This is a genomic window from Microcoleus sp. B5-D4 (genome assembly GCF_036705145.1).
In the GTDB taxonomy this organism is placed as follows: Bacteria; Cyanobacteriota; Cyanobacteriia; order Cyanobacteriales; family Microcoleaceae; genus Microcoleus.
In genome coordinates this window covers 1-15,641 of the sequence record NZ_JAUBTV010000079.1, presented here as the reverse complement: position 1 = coordinate 15,641, position 15,641 = coordinate 1, and the positions used below count along the sequence as shown (strand labels likewise).

The window sequence follows — 15,641 nt, the reverse complement described above, 5'->3', positions numbered from 1 at the left end:
GCTAAGTTGTCAGGAATCTGCCGAACCTAGGAACGAAGAATTAAACTGCGACAGCTTCAGCCACTGGTTCAGCCACAGGTGCTGCTACAACAGGATAAATGCTGACTTTCTTGCGAGTTTTGCCTTTTCTTTCAAAAGTCACTACACCGTCAATCATGGCAAACAGAGTATCATCTCTGCCGATACCAACATTATTACCAGGGTGAACTTTAGTGCCGCGTTGACGGATCAAAATGTTGCCAGCTTTGACAACTTGACCGCCGTACTTTTTGACACCCAGACGCTGAGAATTAGAGTCGCGTCCGTTACGTGTACTGCCTGTACCTTTCTTGTGGGCCATAATATCCTCAACTGTATTTACTATGTTTTATTCTGAATCAGTTTCGGCGGTTTGGGGAGTTTCCACAACTGCTTGAGTTAAGTCTCTGGCGGCCAAGACTGTACCGTTGACGCTAATCGAGTCAATCATAAAGCGAGTTGTTTCTTGACGGTGCCCTTTTTTCTTCCGAGTTTTCTTTTTCGGCTTCATCTTGTAGACGAGGACTTTGCGGCCCCGGAAATGCCGTAGAACCGTTCCTTCTACTGTGGCATTTTCTAGTAGAGGCTGGCCGATATGAACCTCGCCTTCGTGCTGGATCAGAAATACTTTGTCTATGGTGACTTTGGATTCAGCTTCAACGTGAAGCAGTTCGATGTCGTAGAAGCGGCCTGGTTCTACCCGAAATTGTTTGCCGCCGGTTTCAATGATTGCGTAAGTCATGGGATGGTGGTTGAAATTGCCGTACAGGTAGCTGATGAGTCATTGGTCATTGGTCGTTGTGGACTTTTGACTGCTGACTGCTCTCTAGCTTTTGGAATGTCTTAACCTGATCCGAGCCGGATTTAGACAGACAATCTACAATTATTGCGGATTATTGGAGTTTTGTCAAGTTTTATGGCACCGGAAATTTCTAATTAGGTAAAACTTAGGCACGGGTGGTCAGAAACCGGGTTTTTTACGAAAATTCTTCGTTTTCAGCCAGAGATTAGGTAAAAAACCCGGTTTCTTCGGTCTTAATGCGTAAGCCCTGTTAGGGATAAAATATAGAAGATGCTGTAACTTTTTTATCCCATTGATCCAAAAGGTCGATCGCAGTCGATTCAAGCCGTCGCAGAACATTTGCGCGATCGTAACAATTCCAAAGCTTGCTGTTTCACCCGACCTTCCATCACCTCTTTTTGCAAATTAATAAAAGCCTCAAAATCTTCTAAACCGTACTTAGTCATCTGCAACTGCTGTCGCAACTGTTCTTCGGCCTCAACCGTTAAGTAACCTGTTGCCAATGCTTTTCGGACAATTTTACTGATTAAAGTCATAGTAGATTTACCCTGAATACACCTACGTTAAAACACTGAAGTTTTGTCACCTGACTAACTCAGCTTTTAGTTTGTTTCATAATTACCCTTCAAATAGGTTAAATCTACCTTAAGGTCTATGTAAATAAAGTTATTTTTGATACATTGATGAAACTGTAGCTATTTTAAATGTAGAGTGCGATTAAATTGGTATCTTTAGTTTTTGTCAGACAACATTATCCTTCAACTACGTTAAATCTACCTTAAGGCATAATTTAAATATAGCCATTTGTGACATTGCAAATTGTATCGATTTTAAATGTAGAGTGCGCTTAACTTGGTATATTTAGTTTCTATCTAACAACAGCCGCCATTCTCTGACAGCAAAAGGAGGAACCAGCAATTCTGTTTGTTTTTGATTTTTCACGGGCAAACTCAACCGCAAAGGTCGATTACTTTCCACTTGTGTAATTATTGATTTGAAATCGTATTCTCCGACATTAATTGGCAAATCCGACTCGTTCCAAATATCATTAGCATTGCCAATTTCGCGCTTCCCCGCCACAACTTTCAGCGGAACCGGGTGCTGCAATTCTGTTCCGGGAAATCCTACTAATCTCAGATTTAAAGACTTTACTACTCCCGACTTTACTCGCTTGTACAAAACAACTTGCCATGCTTTATCGTCTGTATTGCGCAGGCTTTGTACGGATCGGAACATTACTGTCTCGGCAGTTTCGGGATATTTGTGAATCGAGGCGAAAGCGGGCGGGCTGCTAGCTAATATCAGATACAAGCACAAGCTAATAATAATTAAAGTTTTACGCCACCAATAATGTTTTTTCAACTTGCAATACCTCCAATAATATACAGGTTTTTAGCAAAAAACAGAAAAAAGGACAAGTTTGTATTGAGATTATTAAGGGATGAACAATAAAAGACAAGAAGCAGGCAGGTTTTGTATAAAGATTATTCATCTATGACCAAGTTACGCGCTAAACCTGCCCCTACATTATACCTCGGCTTGTTTTCCTGAAGTTAGGCGCTAAACTTGGTCTTACAATGTACATATTCGGGTTTATTTCCAATCGGTTTCAGCTTGGGATAGCACGTAAGCTGAAACATCGATAATTTGTTGTTCAGATAAACGATCTTTGTAAGCGGGCATAATACCTTTGCCGTTGGTTACTAAGTTGGAAATGTTGGCGATGGAATCCATGCCGTATTTTTTTAAGGCTTTTTGTTTCAAGTTTTTGCCGCGCCTGATAATGTTGCTGCCGTTGATGTGACAGCCTGCACAGTTGGCGCTGAAGACTTCGGCTGCAGTTGTGGGATTTGTAGTTGTATCTGCGATCGCCATTTGGGAATTAGCAGCGATTTCTACAAATGCCAGTGTCAGTATCAATAGAAAGGCGGTGATAATGTTTTTTAAGTTCTTTAGCGAAATCATCTATTTGCAATTTGAAAAATAGTGCTGGATTTAAGGATATCACTAAATACGGATTTTGGGGTTAACTCAGCGATTTATTCTTCCCAATCGAATGTGCGGGAAACTGCTTTTTTCCAAAAGCGATATTTTTGTTCGCGAAGTGCGATCGGCATTTTCGGTTCCCAAGTACAATCCACCGCCCAATTGTCCCGCAATTCGGCTAGCTGACTCCAAAAACCTACGGCTAAACCGGCCGCATAAGCGGCACCGAGTGCAGTAGTTTCTGCTACCACAGGCCGCACCACAGGCACTCCCAAAACATCGCTCTGAAACTGCATCAGCGTGTGATTTCCCACCATACCTCCGTCTACTTTTAAAGACAAAAGCTGCACTGCTGAATCCTGATTCATAGCGTCCAAAATTTCCCGCGTTTGCCACGCTGTCGCTTCCAATACTGCGCGGGCAATGTGTGCCTTAGTCACGTAGCGAGTTAAACCTGCAATTACTCCCCGCGCGCTGTCTTTCCAATAGGGCGCGTAGAGTCCAGAAAATGCCGGGACAATGTAAACTCCGCCGCTATCTTCGACTGTATTTGCTAATGTTTCTACTTCCGCAGATGTGTTGATGATGCCCAAATTGTCGCGCAGCCACTGCACTAAAGCTCCGGCGATCGCAATACTGCCTTCCAAAGCATACACAGCGGGCGATTCCCCCATCTTGTAGGCGACTGTTGTTAGTAATCCTTGCTTTGAAGGGACGATCGTCTCACCAGTATTCAGCAGCATAAAACAGCCCGTACCGTAAGTATTTTTCGCCTCCCCCGGATTGAAACAAGTTTGCCCGACGAGGGCGGCTTGCTGATCGCCCAAAGCAGCAGCAATCGGAACCCCTGCAAGCAATCCTTTTGCAGTTCCAAAAACTTGACTCGAAGGGCGAATTTCTGGCAGCATCTGGCGGGGAATTGCCATTATTTCCAAAGTTTCGGTATCCCAATCGAGGGTTTGCAAATCCATCAGCATCGTGCGGCTGGCGTTGGTAACATCGGTAATGTGCGCGCCGCCAGTCAGGTGCCAAATTAGGAAAGTATCGACATTGCCAAAAATCGCATCCCCTTGATTTGCCGCTTCCCGCAATCCTGGAATATTGTCCAGCATCCACTTAATTTTCGGCCCGCTGAAATAAGTTGCCAGCGGTAAACCGCATCGTTTTTGAAATCGATTTTTGCCCTCAACTTCAGCTAATTGATCGCAAATAAAGCGAGTGCGGGTATCTTGCCAAACAATCGCATTGCCGTAAGGCTTGCCAGTGTTTCTGTCCCAAACAATTGTAGTTTCGCGCTGGTTGGCAATACCGAGTGCAGCAATATCTTTCGGGTCGATATTGCCGATTTCGAGGGCATTTTTAATCACGCTTTGGGTGCGCTGCCAAATTTCATCGGGATTGTGTTCAACCCATCCTGGTTGGGGATAGATTTGCTGGTGTTCTTGTTGGTTGCGACAAATTATCTGTCCCAGGCGATCGAATATGATAAATCTGGTGCTGGTGGTTCCTTGGTCGATCGCTGCTACGTATTTTTTTACCAATTGTCTAAAATATTTTTAGTAATGAGGTCTTTAACGTATATGATACTATATCTAGAAGTCAAATTAATGTCAAAAACTTTAGCTTAGGGAACTCCACAAGTTGAAACTGGCAGATTTGCTGAGGCTCGATCGCACAATTAAGGTTATTGGCTTTGACGACGCTCCGTTTTCTCGTACAAGCGGCAGCCTGGTGTCGATCGCGGGCATAGTCTGCGGGGGAACTCGATTTGAAGGAATGGTGTGGGGACAAGTTTTGCCAGACGGATTAGATGCCACGGATGCTATTTCTGGGCTACTCCTCGGAGGCAAATTTCTGCCGCAATTGCATCTGGTTTTGCTAGACGGAATTGCTTTCGGTGGCTTCAATATTATTGACCTTCCCGAGTTAGCATCGCGGCTGCAAATTCCTTGCGTTGCTGTCATGCGCCGCCAACCAAATTTAGCTGCTGTTGAAAAAGCCCTCCGCCATTTACCCGACTCGGAATACCGTTTAGAATTGTTGCGCCGCGCTGGGAAAATTCACGCTTTTGAACCTTTCTTTTTTCAAGTTTGTGGCGAACAACCGGAAGTAATAGCGAGGGTACTCCAGCGTTTGACAGACACTGGTAAAGTTCCTGAAGCTTTGCGTTTGGCTCATTTGATTGGTGCGGCGGTAATTAATGGAGTTAGTGGCAGTTCTGCTTGAATTATTGTTAGGAACGGGCAAGATGCCCGTTCCACACAGAGGAAATTTTTTTGTGCGGTGGGCCGGATATCCTGTTAAGAACGGGCAAGATGCCCGTTCCACACCGACTAAATTTTCTTGTGGGGAGTAGGGGTTGGGCATCCTGCCCGCCCGTTCCACACAGAGTAAATTTTCTTGTGGGCTGGGCATCCTGCCCGGCCATGAAAAGTTTATTGACAATGGTGCAATATCTCAGTTTCTACTCGCTTAATTACACAATTTCGCCCTCTAATTCACCGAATTCGATTTTAGTTCCCAACCCCAAAGTTAGGGTATTTTCAGGTTCTACCATTTTTATATCGCCTTGAATGTCTGTAGCCCACCAAGCGCGATCGCACAAATTGGTCAATCCTAACGAAAGCTCGTTTCTCGATCGAGAAGTGACTATAGCTACAAGACCGTTAGATGCTGCGGCTGTTAAACTCGGTATGTCAGAAGTGAATATTTGAGTTCCCGCACTCAGAGGAATAACTCGACTTCCTAATTTCAGGGAAAATTGGCGGCTGGTAAAAGAATTTACTGCGGGCTGATCTGATATAAAAGTAGGCGGAAGATTTGTCGGTGTTGGGGCTGGCAAGTCAGAGTTTCCTACTGTAATTGTACAGTTGCCGATTTTCTTTTGGTCGCCCGATCGCAAATAACTCACGGCCCCGCTATCAACATTCTCGCAAACAATTTGACCTGCTTCCAATTGAAACCGCATGGCCAAGGGCGAAACATTAGGAATGCAGATAATAGACAAATTTTCATCACTGCCAAAAGTGATCGGTTCCGAACCCAGAGTGAGAGTACGATTTGCTCCGGTATCGTAACTAATTACCAGCCAAGCTTTGTTGAACAAAGTTTCAGCTACAACTAGCATAATTCCAATCCAAAAACCGATCGCAGCACAGCCAGCTAAACGGCCCGCAGTACCGGATAGATTGTAAGCAAACAGAATAAACAAACAGCCGCCCAAAACTCCTCCAACACCGCCGCCTCCCGTGCCGCGAAGCGCTCCCAAATTAGGAATCCGCTGTGCAAGTCCAAGTCCTAACAAACTGCCAGCTATTCCCCAGCAAATTACTCGCAATAATTCGTTGTTTCCGTCGCCAATTCCGCTATAAATACCTTCGGCGATCGCCCCAGAAATGGCTCCTGCTATTAAACCAAACAATCCGCCATTTTTTAAAGCCTGTGTAATTTGAGGCTTGCCTTTGATATAGTAATAATAGCCGAACATGATAGCCGTAGCAATACCACCGCCTACCAATCCAAACCAGCGAGCTGTAGAAAATACACTGTCAAAAACAGATTCCGAACCAGTGAGCCCCTGCATGAAAGGTTCGGTGATGAGATTGCCGACGAAACCGCCGACAGCACCGCTAATGCCAAACTGTAAAGCTTTTTTAAGGGCTGATAGATTTCTTTTCACGGCGCACCAGATTTAAAGTGAGAGTCAAATCTAGCTACAAGCTCGAAAGTTAGGATTTCCGATGATCTGATATCTGGCACCATTGTTAATAAGCCTTTCACGGGCGGGCAGGATGCCCAACCCCTACTCCCCACAAGAAAATCTACTCTTTGTGGAACAGGCATCTTGCCTGTTCTTGAGAATGGTGCAAGATGTGAGTGTGAGACGATCGCACCTCTCCCCGCCTGTCTCCCGCCTGTCTCCCGCCTGTCTCCCTCTAAGGGAAAAGTCTTTGAGGGTTGCGCTGTCGCCCGTCACAATTCCCGCTCAAGGCTCGATCGCCTGTAACCATTGCTGCAAGATAATTTTAGCAATTTTTTAACTGTGAAATTTTAACTCCTCAGACCCAAGCGAGGGCCCAAAATATGAAAAGGAATGTTACAAACTATTACAGTAACACTCAGAATGTGAACATAATGCCTCAAAATACTTGCGAGAGGTAGTTGCGTCCGAGGAGCAATATCCTTACTAACTGTCCGACAGTCACTCGATCGCCACTAAGTGGCCTGCTGCAATCTTTATCATAAATTAAAGATCGCATCAGTCATTTATGGTATTGTAAGCGACAGGCTTAGTGCGGGCACTCACAAGCGCACCGGTGTGAAGAACAAGCGCCGTTAAGCACCGAAGGCAGTCAACCGCCAACAACTTCAACAGTTGCTGAGTGTGGAAAGTCCAGCCTTCCCCGTCAAAGCTCCTGCCTGAGCAGGAAAGATACGGGACACAAGCGCCCGCTTTCGCTAGCTCAGCGCAGAGCAGTTCATATAGCAAAATATCCAGCGGGTACACACAAGATGAGTATCGTCACCAAATCAATCGTCAACGCAGACGCCGAAGCTCGCTACTTGAGCCCAGGTGAATTAGATCGGATCAAAAGCTTCGTCACCTCTGGTGAACGCCGCGTCCGCATCGCCCAAATTTTGAGCGAATCCCGCGAACGCATCGTCAAGCAAGCAGGCGACCAACTTTTCCAAAAGCGCCCTGATATTGTTTCTCCCGGCGGCAACGCTTACGGCGAAGAAATGACCGCAACTTGCTTGCGCGACATGGACTACTACCTGCGTTTGATTACCTACGGAATCGTAGCTGGCGACATTACTCCGATCGAAGAAATCGGTATTGTCGGCGTCCGCGAAATGTACAAATCTCTCGGCACCCCGATTGAAGCCGTCGCCGAAGGCGTTCGCGCTATGAAAAATGCAGCAAGCTCGCTGCTGTCTGGAGAAGATGCTTCCGAAGCTTCCTCCTACTTCGACTACGTTATCGGTGCGATGCAGTAAGGAATTTCGATTTTAGGTTTTCGATTTTAGATTGAAAAATTGGGGGTTGCCGGCAACAAGTTAAAAGCTTTTGCAAATAACCAGCCAGTTAAAAATCTCAAATCCCAAATCCCAAATTCCAAATTCTAGCTCCAAAATTGGACTGACTCAGCCACTTTCTAGGAAACAAGACAACCATGCAAGACGCAATTACCGCCGTTATCAATTCCTCTGACGTTCAAGGTAAGTACCTCGACATCAGCGCTCTAGACAAGCTCAAGAACTACTTTGCTTCTGGCGAACTGCGCGTCCGCGCCGCTACCGCCATCAGCGCTAATGCAGCCACAATCGTCAAAGAAGCAGTTGCTAAGTCTCTGTTGTACTCTGATGTAACTCGTCCCGGCGGCAATATGTACACCACTCGTCGTTATGCAGCTTGCATCCGCGACTTGGACTACTACCTCCGCTATGCCACCTACGCTATGCTAGCTGGCGACCCTTCCATCCTCGATGAGCGCGTGCTCAACGGTTTGAAAGAAACCTACAACTCCTTGGGCGTGCCCATCGGTTCTACCGTACAAGCAATCCAAGCAATGAAAGAAGTCACCGCCGGTTTGGTCGGTTCTGACGCTGGTAAAGAAATGGGCGTCTATTTCGACTACATCTGCTCTGGCTTGAGCTAAGACTCAGGAAGAAGGAAGAAGGAAGAAGGAAGTTCGGCAACGGATTCTGTAACGGATGTAACTGATGTAACGGATGTAACAGATTTCAGTCCGATGGAAGTCGGAAGAAGGAAGAAGATTTATTTCTTGCCTCTTTTAACTTTTAACTTTTTACTTTGGACTTGTTACCTTTGACTTTGAAAAGAGGTCAGGGAAGTTGAGAGTGATTGCTAGACCGTCAAAGGCTTGCCGAGAAAGCCCGACGAGTTTTAACGAGCTAGTTTTGACTCCTAACTCCCTGCCTTCAATCTTTAAAAAATCCATCTAATAATCTGTAAACCTACTCAGGAGTTTGTTTCCCATGAGAATGTTTAAGGTGACTGCTTGCGTCCCAAGTCAAACTCGCATCCGCACTCAGCGCGAATTGCAAAATACCTATTTTACTAAGCTCGTTCCTTACGACAACTGGTTCCGGGAACAGCAAAGAATTATGAAAATGGGCGGCAGAATTATTAAAGTGCAACTGGCTACCGGTAAGCCCGGTGCTAATACAGGTTTACTTTAAGAGCCGAAGCTGGATTAGTAGAGGGGTAAGAGGTCGCGATCGACCTCTTTTTTGTTTGTTATAGTAGAAGGAAGAATGCCCAGCGTTGTTAATTTAATCATTGACAAATATTTCAATAAGCAGAAAGTATAACTGCGATTATCGCTAACAAAACAGCAAGCATTTGTGGTAATGTAATAGCCTCTTTCAAGAATAAAGACGATAATAATATAGTAATCAGCGGGTAGATAGACGTAACACTCACTACATTGGCAACTTCACCTTTACCAAGGGCTATAAAAAATACTAATGATGCCACCGTACCACAAACGCCAACTAACATGGCAAACAAAATTCCCCTAACATCTCCCTCAAAACTAAAGTTATTAGTTTGGATAATAATAAATAAAGTAGTTAAAATAGCGCCAATTGCTTCATAAACAAAAGCAGTTTTGTAATCAATATATTTAGTCGCTAAATTGCCAAAAAATCCCCACAAACCATATAATAGCGAACAGATTAATGCGTAAATTAACCAATCTGGTACTTTAGCCATCTTTGTTAGAGTTTATTGAGAGCATTCTAAAATCCTATGGCTAATGACATTCGACGCTTGATTCCCTTTTTTGACCCCAGTGCCTCTCAATGGGCCGCTGAGGCCCGGTGGCTGAGGTGGCTGACTTTTCTGTGGCTGTTTGTCGGGCTGACAGCATTGTTTTCGGCTTCCTATCCCATTGCAAATTATGAATTTGGAGACGGCCTTTATTATTTTAAACGACAGCTAATCGCAGTGGCGATCGGGCTGGCCGGCTTTAACTTGATAGTGTACTCCCCACTGCGCTACATCATGAAAACATCTCAGTTAGGCGTTTTATTGCTGCTGGGATTGCTCTGGTTGACCTTAGTTCCGGGAGTGGGAACCACCATCAACGGGGCGACTCGCTGGATATCTCTGGGCCCGGTTCCGATTATTCAACCTTCTGAGTTAATCAAGCCGTTTTTTGTTCTCCAAAGCGCCCGCATTTTCGGTAACTGGCCCCGGTTGACAAATAAAGTTCGCTTAACTTGGCTGTTAATTTTCGGTGCAATGCTTTTGGGAATTTTGTTGCAGCCAAATTTAAGTACCACGGCTTTGTGCGGGATGACTTTGTGGTTGGTGGCTTTGGCTGCGGGCTTACCTTACTTGCAGTTGGGCGCAACGGCTATGGGGGGAATGCTTTTAGCGGTTTTAAGTATTAGTTTGAGGGAATATCAGCGCCGCCGGATTATGTCTTTTCTCAATCCTTGGGCTGATCCGATGCAAGACGGCTATCAGTTGATTCAAAGTCTGCTGGCTGTTGGTTCTGGGGGCATTTGGGGTGTGGGTTTGGGGATGTCGCAGCAAAAGTTATTTTATTTGCCGATTCAGTACAGCGATTTTATTTTTGCTGTGTTTGCTGAGGAGTTTGGTTTGGTGGGAGGTTTCTCGCTGTTGCTGATGTTGGCGGCTTACTCGACTGTGGCTTTGAGGGTAGCGATGAAGGCTCGAAATATTGAGTCTCAGTTGGTGGCGATTGGGGTGATGGTGGTGATGGTGGGACAGTCGCTGTTGAATATTGGGGTGGCGACGGGGGTTTTGCCGACTACGGGTTTGCCGCTGCCGTTTTTTAGTTACGGGGGCTCGTCGATGTTGGCAAGTTTGTTGTTGTCGGGGTTGCTGATTCGGGTGGCGAGGGAGAGTTCTGAGGCTGATGTGGTTTCTTTGGATGGACGCAGAGGGAAGCCGGAAAAGCCGAAGTTACGATCGAACAACGCCACTACACAAACCGAATAATTTGTCAAGTTATTTCGGGGAAGCGCGACTAGAAACCGGGTTTTTTCACCAAAATATTTGCCTAAAACCTTAAATATAGGTGAAAAACCCGGTTTCTTTACCTTCTGCTGCGGTATCATTCCGCGCGATCGACTATTTCCGCCCGTCACCTTTATTTGGCGGTTCTTCTTGTTGTTCTTGAGGTTTAGCTGTGATCTCAGTTAATTCTTTTTTGTCTGGTTGCGGTGTTTCTTGAGTTGAGTTAGCCATTGAGTTTAGTCCTAAATAGATGCACCGCTTAATTATATCTTTTCCGGCTGCAAAGATATTGCTGTAGATAGCGGGAGGAAGAGCCAGACAAACAATTCTGATGCACTGAGATTTGATAGCTAATACTGGAAGACTTTATGTAGATGCAAAAAGTGTAGATGCAAATTGCTGTCGGTTCTACACTGCTTGAGGGTTGCAGCTAAACAAATCCGATGTGGAGGCAAAAACATCTTTGTTAAGAATTAAATGCCGATCGCCATCTCGACTGATTAACCCTTGCTGCTGCAATTTTCCCAGCATTCGAGTTACTGTTACCCGCGTCGTGCAAATCGCATTAGCAATATCTTGATGTGTCAAACGGATATTCAAACGAGTTCCCTCAAGCACAGGCTGACCGAATTCCTGTTGCAATAAAAGCAGTAGCTGATACAAACGGTCATCTACTCGCCGCTGTCCGGCGATCGCCAAAATTGCTTCCATTTGCCGCAGCCGCCGTACCATTTGAGGCAGCAACTCGTGAGCCAATTGAGGAGAAGCTTCGATTTCCACCATAGAATACCACATCAAATACATATCTGATGTCGCCGTAGCTCGGTAAGTCTGCAAGCTTGTCAACCACAAACCGAAGCACATCGAAGGCCCAACCCAACCCAAAAGTCCTTCTTCCCCGTTTGGATAAAGCGTACTCAGTTGTGCTAAACCTTGACAGACTCGCCACAGGCCATGCGACATCATAGGAATGGTTTCGCCCTTAGCATAAAAATGCAAGTTTCGACTCGCTCCTGTGTTATGCTGGACTTCCGCTAAAAGTGCTTTGGATGTTGGTGGCATATCCGTTATTTCCAGCTAAAAAACATTGGTCTGAGACCTACGCCTCTGACTCTAACCGGCAAAGGTAAAGGTTTGGTAATCTTCTGGTTAGCGGCAAGATAAGCTTTAGTCATTAGTCATTAGTCATTAGTTGTTATAAAATGAGTGAGAACACGGTGGATTATGGAAAATAAATGCACTCGTTATTCCGGGCATCTTAAATAAATATTTAAGTGGAATAATGAATCAAAATATTTGTTAATAAATAGTCGGTTAATTAAGGTTTTACAGAAAACAGAGGCGAGTTCTGAAGTTCGATCGCACATCCAGGCCCGCCGAGTCAACTGCTGCTCTCTGCTGCCACAATTTTCAAGAACTTCTAAAATAGTTCAAGAAGGTATCAAAAGACAAAGTAAGGTTTTTCATGGCCGATCAATTAATTCGCGCTACAGCCGCAGAGGGCGGAATTCGCGCTGTAGCCGTCATTTCCACCCGCCTCACCGAAGAAGCAAGACAGCGGCACAAGCTCTCCTACGTCGCTACAGCCGCCCTCGGCCGCACGATGTCAGCAGGGCTGTTACTCGCCTCCAGCATGAAACGGCCAGAATCGAGAGTCAACATTCGCATCAAAGGAGATGGGCCGCTGGGCGGGCTTCTGGTTGATGCGGGACTGGATGGAACGGTTCGAGGTTATGTGGACAATCCCGAAGTGGAACTGCCGCCCAATGCTAAAGGCAAACTCGATGTCGGCGGAGCAATAGGTGACGGTTATTTGTACGTGGTGCGGGACGTTGGATATGGCTTCCCTTATTCGAGTACGGTAGAATTGGTTTCCGGCGAAATTGGCGACGATCTGACTCACTATTTGGCAACCTCGGAGCAAACGCCTTCGGCTCTGGTTTTGGGGGTGTTTGTGGGGGCGGGCGGGGTAGAAGCGTCTGGGGGTGTGCTGTTGCAGGTTCTGCCGAAGGCGGCAACGGACGAAAAATTGGTGCAAACTTTAGAATCTAGAGTTGCTCAATTGTCGGGCTTTACGCCACTGCTGCGATCGGGCAAAACGCTGCACCAGATTCTCGAAGAGTTACTGGGAGATATGGGTTTGGAAATTTTCCCGGAAACTCAGATGGTGCGCTTTGACTGTGGCTGTTCGTTCGATCGAGTTTTGGGAGCTCTGAAAATGTTGGGCGAAGCGGAACTCCAAGACATGATTGAAAAAGATGGGGGGGCTGAGGCTACGTGCCATTTCTGCAACGAGGTTTACCAAGCTAATAGCGACCAACTCGCGGAACTGATCGGCGATTTGCGATCGAACTCCGGTTCTTGAGACGATAATGTGTAATTGGCTCTATTGAGTGCGAGTTAGGGATGATGGCCTTGACCAATTGCCAATTACGCATTATCAATTACCTAATCACAAAATTTTGATTTTGGCGGTTGGGCGATCGGCTCTTGCAGTCTTTCGCCTGCAGGAGTATTTCAAAGTGATGAATACATTCTATAGAGCAGTCAATAGCAGCGATCGCTGTTTTGAAATAATTAAGACAGGCTGGTTGCTGTTTGTGGTGAGGATATGAGTCAAGATCGCAAAACATCAGGCCGTTGGTCGGCATCAGAATCCTTGGAGTCAACAAAGGATACTTCGTCGCTGGTGCGGCTACCAGCAAGGAAAAACCGGGCCCAACGACTTAAAGAGCTCCGAGAGTTGGTTACTTCGGGAAAACTGCCGGGAGGGCATCTGGAACTACCGCCAAATTTGTCTGGGGAAAACTCGCAGCCGCCGGAGGAACACAATCCGTTTTGGCGGAACTGGTCGAATAAGTGGCAGTTTTGGCTGGCGGTGAGTTTGATGCTATCGGTGGGTATGGGGTTTGTGGCAATTGCGTCTTTGCTCAACCTGACCTCGCAGTCAAATTGCTCAAAGATTTTTTGGCCGACGGCTTCTGCTAACGATCGCTTTTTTTGCGCTCAAGAAGCAGCAAGCAAGCGGACGGCGGATGATTTGCTCAGGGCGATCGAATTAGTGAATGCTTTGCCACAAAACCATCCGCTGCGGCCGAGAATTAACACTCAAATCGATCGGTGGTCGGAGGATATTATTAGGCTGGGAAATGCTAGTTTCCAAGAAGGAAAGCTGGATGAGGCGATTGCCCTCGCTCGTAAGGTTCCTAAAAACGTTCCGGCTTACCCGAAGATGGAAAAGCAGATTGAAAAGTGGCAGTCGATATGGAGCGATGCAGAGAAAATTTACCGCACGGCTGAAGACCACTTGCGTCAGGAAGAGTGGCCGCTGGCTTTCCGCCAAGCTACTCTGCTTTTGGATTTGGGAAATACTTTCTGGGAATCGGCTAAGTACGAGGAATTGACTAAGCTAATTCAGACGACTCGGGCTGAGGGCAATAAGTTGCTAAAAGCCCGGAATAAAGCCTCCGAGGGAGGTCTCGACAATCTGGTGACGGGGATTAAGCTGGCTGAGGGAATTGATCAAAACAGTTATTTGTATCAAGCTGCCAATAAGGCGATCGCGGAATTTAGCAAGAAAATTCTGGATATCGCCCAAAAACGCTTGCAGGCAGGGGATTGGCAGGAGGCGATGGCGATCGCTAATAAGATTCCAGAGTCGGCAAATTTAAGGGAACAAGTACAGGATTTTAATGAGTTGGCGAATGCTACTTCTCAGGCTTTGACTGGCTCTGTTGAGGGTTTCTCCAAGGCGATCGAGATTGCTCAAAAGTTGAAGTCCGGCCGCCCTTTATACAAACAAGCTCAAGATTTAGTCGGCCGCTGGCAACAAGAAATGGCTGATGTGAAAGTTTTGGATTTGGCAAGCAGGCTGGCGGCGCCGGGTGGGGTAAATGATTTGAGGGCTGCGATCGCGCAATTGCAAACAGTCCCGGAATCAAATCCCCGCGCTTCGGAAGCTCGCCGTCAAATTAGCACTTTGAGCCGTCAAATCGAGCTGCTGGAAGACAGTCCGTATTTGCAAAGAGCGAACGATTTGGCGAGTACGGGCGATCCGAATTCTCTGGAAGCCGCCGTTGCTCAAGCTTCTCGGATTGCTAGAGGTAGGGCGCTTTACGTGGAAGCTCAAGCCAAAATTCAAGCTTGGATCGAGAGGAGACAGCGGCTTGTTGACCAGCCGTTTTTGGATAGAGCTCAGCAGCTAGCGGCGGGCGGCAATTTGGCGGGGGCAATTGAGATGGCCCGCCGGATTCGATCGGGACGGGTGCTTTATGAGGAAGCTCGATCGAACATTCGGACTTGGGAGGCTCAATTTCAGGGCGAGCAAGGTTTGCAGAACGCCCGTCAGACGGCCCGAGCCGGGACTGCTGACGCTTTGCAAACGGCTATTGCGCTGGCTCTTCAGGTTCCCGAGTCGAGTTCGCTCCGGTGGCAGGCGAGTGAGGCGATTGATGAGTGGAGCCAGCGGATTTTGGCGCTGGGTGTGGAAGAGTCGTCGTCGGATCTGGCTGGGGCGATCGCGACTTTGAAGAAAATTCCCTCGGGCACTCGGGCTTTTGAGCAAGCTCGATCGCAAATCAAAGTTTGGGAGGAGTCGCTGAATCCTCCTGAGTCTGAATCTCCCCCTCCCGAACCGCCGGAAACTGAGCCTCCGACCAGCTCTGGCAATCGCTAGGTTAACTGGTTTGCCCGACATTGGGCGGGGGTTTAAACCCCCGTCTCACAGCTTGCATTCGGTTAAAACCGACTAAGGATCGCGAATTAAATAACTTACAATTTTAATTGTTATTGTGGGATGGGCGTCCCGCCCGTCCTTTTTGG

Annotated in this window: 18 protein-coding genes; 8 read left to right on the top strand and 10 right to left on the bottom strand. The window is 46.7% G+C overall.

What is annotated here, in order from left to right; translation table 11 throughout:
• Positions 1-40: 40 nt before the first annotated feature.
• The 6 genes from rpmA to glpK all read right to left on the bottom strand — a co-directional run bounded on the left by rpmA (position 41) and on the right by glpK (position 4,347).
• A complete protein-coding gene (gene rpmA, locus QUB10_RS26925) occupies positions 41-340 on the bottom strand; it encodes a 50S ribosomal protein L27 (RefSeq protein WP_190738131.1) in 300 nt (99 codons plus the stop codon).
• A 27-nt stretch (positions 341-367) separates the two neighbouring features.
• Entirely contained in the window at positions 368-760 is a 393-nt protein-coding gene (gene rplU, locus QUB10_RS26920; protein ID WP_333036112.1) for a 50S ribosomal protein L21, read from the bottom strand.
• A gap of 380 nt (positions 761-1,140) precedes the next feature.
• Positions 1,141-1,356 carry a hypothetical protein gene (locus QUB10_RS26915; protein ID WP_015176895.1) on the bottom strand — a complete coding sequence of 72 codons (216 nt, stop codon included), beginning with the start codon at positions 1,354-1,356 and terminating at the stop codon, positions 1,141-1,143.
• 325 nt (positions 1,357-1,681) lie between these two features.
• Positions 1,682-2,182, bottom strand: a complete 501-nt coding sequence (locus tag QUB10_RS26910) for a DUF3122 domain-containing protein (RefSeq protein ID WP_333206225.1) — start codon at positions 2,180-2,182, stop codon at positions 1,682-1,684.
• Between the two features lie 231 nt (positions 2,183-2,413).
• Complete coding sequence (locus QUB10_RS26905; protein WP_333206224.1) at positions 2,414-2,785, bottom strand: c-type cytochrome; 372 nt, start codon at positions 2,783-2,785, stop codon at positions 2,414-2,416.
• A 74-nt stretch (positions 2,786-2,859) separates the two neighbouring features.
• The gene (glpK, locus tag QUB10_RS26900) at positions 2,860-4,347 is read right to left on the bottom strand and encodes a glycerol kinase GlpK (RefSeq protein ID WP_333206222.1); all 1,488 of its coding nucleotides are present in this window, start codon (positions 4,345-4,347) and stop codon (positions 2,860-2,862) included.
• Positions 4,348-4,447: 100 nt separating this feature from the next.
• Here glpK and QUB10_RS26895 point away from each other — a divergent pair, with 100 nt between their 5' ends.
• Positions 4,448-5,032 (top strand): endonuclease dU, encoded by a 585-nt coding sequence (locus tag QUB10_RS26895; protein ID WP_333206220.1) that lies wholly within the window; start codon positions 4,448-4,450, stop codon positions 5,030-5,032.
• A 250-nt stretch (positions 5,033-5,282) separates the two neighbouring features.
• On the opposite strand, the gene QUB10_RS26890 is transcribed toward QUB10_RS26895, so the two are convergent.
• Together QUB10_RS26890 and QUB10_RS26885 are read right to left on the bottom strand one after the other, a co-directional pair.
• A complete protein-coding gene (locus tag QUB10_RS26890) occupies positions 5,283-6,485 on the bottom strand; it encodes a hypothetical protein (protein ID WP_333206218.1) in 1,203 nt (400 codons plus the stop codon).
• The gene (locus QUB10_RS26885) at positions 6,482-6,649 is read right to left on the bottom strand and encodes a hypothetical protein (protein ID WP_333206217.1); all 168 of its coding nucleotides are present in this window, start codon (positions 6,647-6,649) and stop codon (positions 6,482-6,484) included. Before QUB10_RS26885 ends, QUB10_RS26890 begins: the two co-directional genes overlap by 4 nt.
• Before the next feature lies 1 nt (position 6,650).
• On the opposite strand from QUB10_RS26885, the gene QUB10_RS26880 reads away from it, so the two are divergent.
• The 4 genes from QUB10_RS26880 to QUB10_RS26865 all read left to right on the top strand — a co-directional run bounded on the left by QUB10_RS26880 (position 6,651) and on the right by QUB10_RS26865 (position 9,010).
• A complete protein-coding gene (locus QUB10_RS26880; RefSeq protein ID WP_333206215.1) occupies positions 6,651-6,812 on the top strand; it encodes a hypothetical protein in 162 nt (53 codons plus the stop codon).
• 506 nt (positions 6,813-7,318) lie between these two features.
• Positions 7,319-7,804: an allophycocyanin subunit alpha gene (gene apcA, locus QUB10_RS26875; RefSeq protein WP_333036136.1), complete on the top strand. Its 486-nt coding sequence runs from the start codon at positions 7,319-7,321 to the stop codon at positions 7,802-7,804.
• A gap of 176 nt (positions 7,805-7,980) precedes the next feature.
• Entirely contained in the window at positions 7,981-8,466 is a 486-nt protein-coding gene (apcB, locus tag QUB10_RS26870; protein ID WP_006634930.1) for an allophycocyanin subunit beta, read from the top strand.
• Between the two features lie 340 nt (positions 8,467-8,806).
• A complete protein-coding gene (locus QUB10_RS26865) occupies positions 8,807-9,010 on the top strand; it encodes a phycobilisome linker polypeptide (protein WP_006634929.1) in 204 nt (67 codons plus the stop codon).
• Positions 9,011-9,122: 112 nt separating this feature from the next.
• Here the strand turns inward: QUB10_RS26865 and QUB10_RS26860 are convergent, their stop codons facing one another.
• On the bottom strand, positions 9,123-9,545 hold the full coding sequence (locus QUB10_RS26860) for an EamA family transporter (protein WP_333176798.1): 423 nt from the start codon (positions 9,543-9,545) through the stop codon (positions 9,123-9,125).
• A gap of 36 nt (positions 9,546-9,581) precedes the next feature.
• On the opposite strand from QUB10_RS26860, the gene QUB10_RS26855 reads away from it, so the two are divergent.
• Entirely contained in the window at positions 9,582-10,802 is a 1,221-nt protein-coding gene (locus QUB10_RS26855; RefSeq protein ID WP_333206213.1) for an FtsW/RodA/SpoVE family cell cycle protein, read from the top strand.
• A 426-nt stretch (positions 10,803-11,228) separates the two neighbouring features.
• Here QUB10_RS26855 and QUB10_RS26850 read toward each other — a convergent pair whose 3' ends face one another.
• Positions 11,229-11,882, bottom strand: coding sequence for a Crp/Fnr family transcriptional regulator (locus tag QUB10_RS26850; RefSeq protein WP_333206212.1), 654 nt, complete (start codon positions 11,880-11,882; stop codon positions 11,229-11,231).
• A 403-nt stretch (positions 11,883-12,285) separates the two neighbouring features.
• Between QUB10_RS26850 and hslO the strand changes: the two genes are divergently transcribed.
• Together hslO and QUB10_RS26840 are read left to right on the top strand one after the other, a co-directional pair.
• Complete coding sequence (gene hslO, locus QUB10_RS26845) at positions 12,286-13,185, top strand: Hsp33 family molecular chaperone HslO (protein ID WP_333206211.1); 900 nt, start codon at positions 12,286-12,288, stop codon at positions 13,183-13,185.
• Between the two features lie 246 nt (positions 13,186-13,431).
• Positions 13,432-15,495 (top strand): hypothetical protein, encoded by a 2,064-nt coding sequence (locus tag QUB10_RS26840; protein WP_333206210.1) that lies wholly within the window; start codon positions 13,432-13,434, stop codon positions 15,493-15,495.
• The last annotated feature ends 146 nt before the right edge of the window (positions 15,496-15,641 follow it).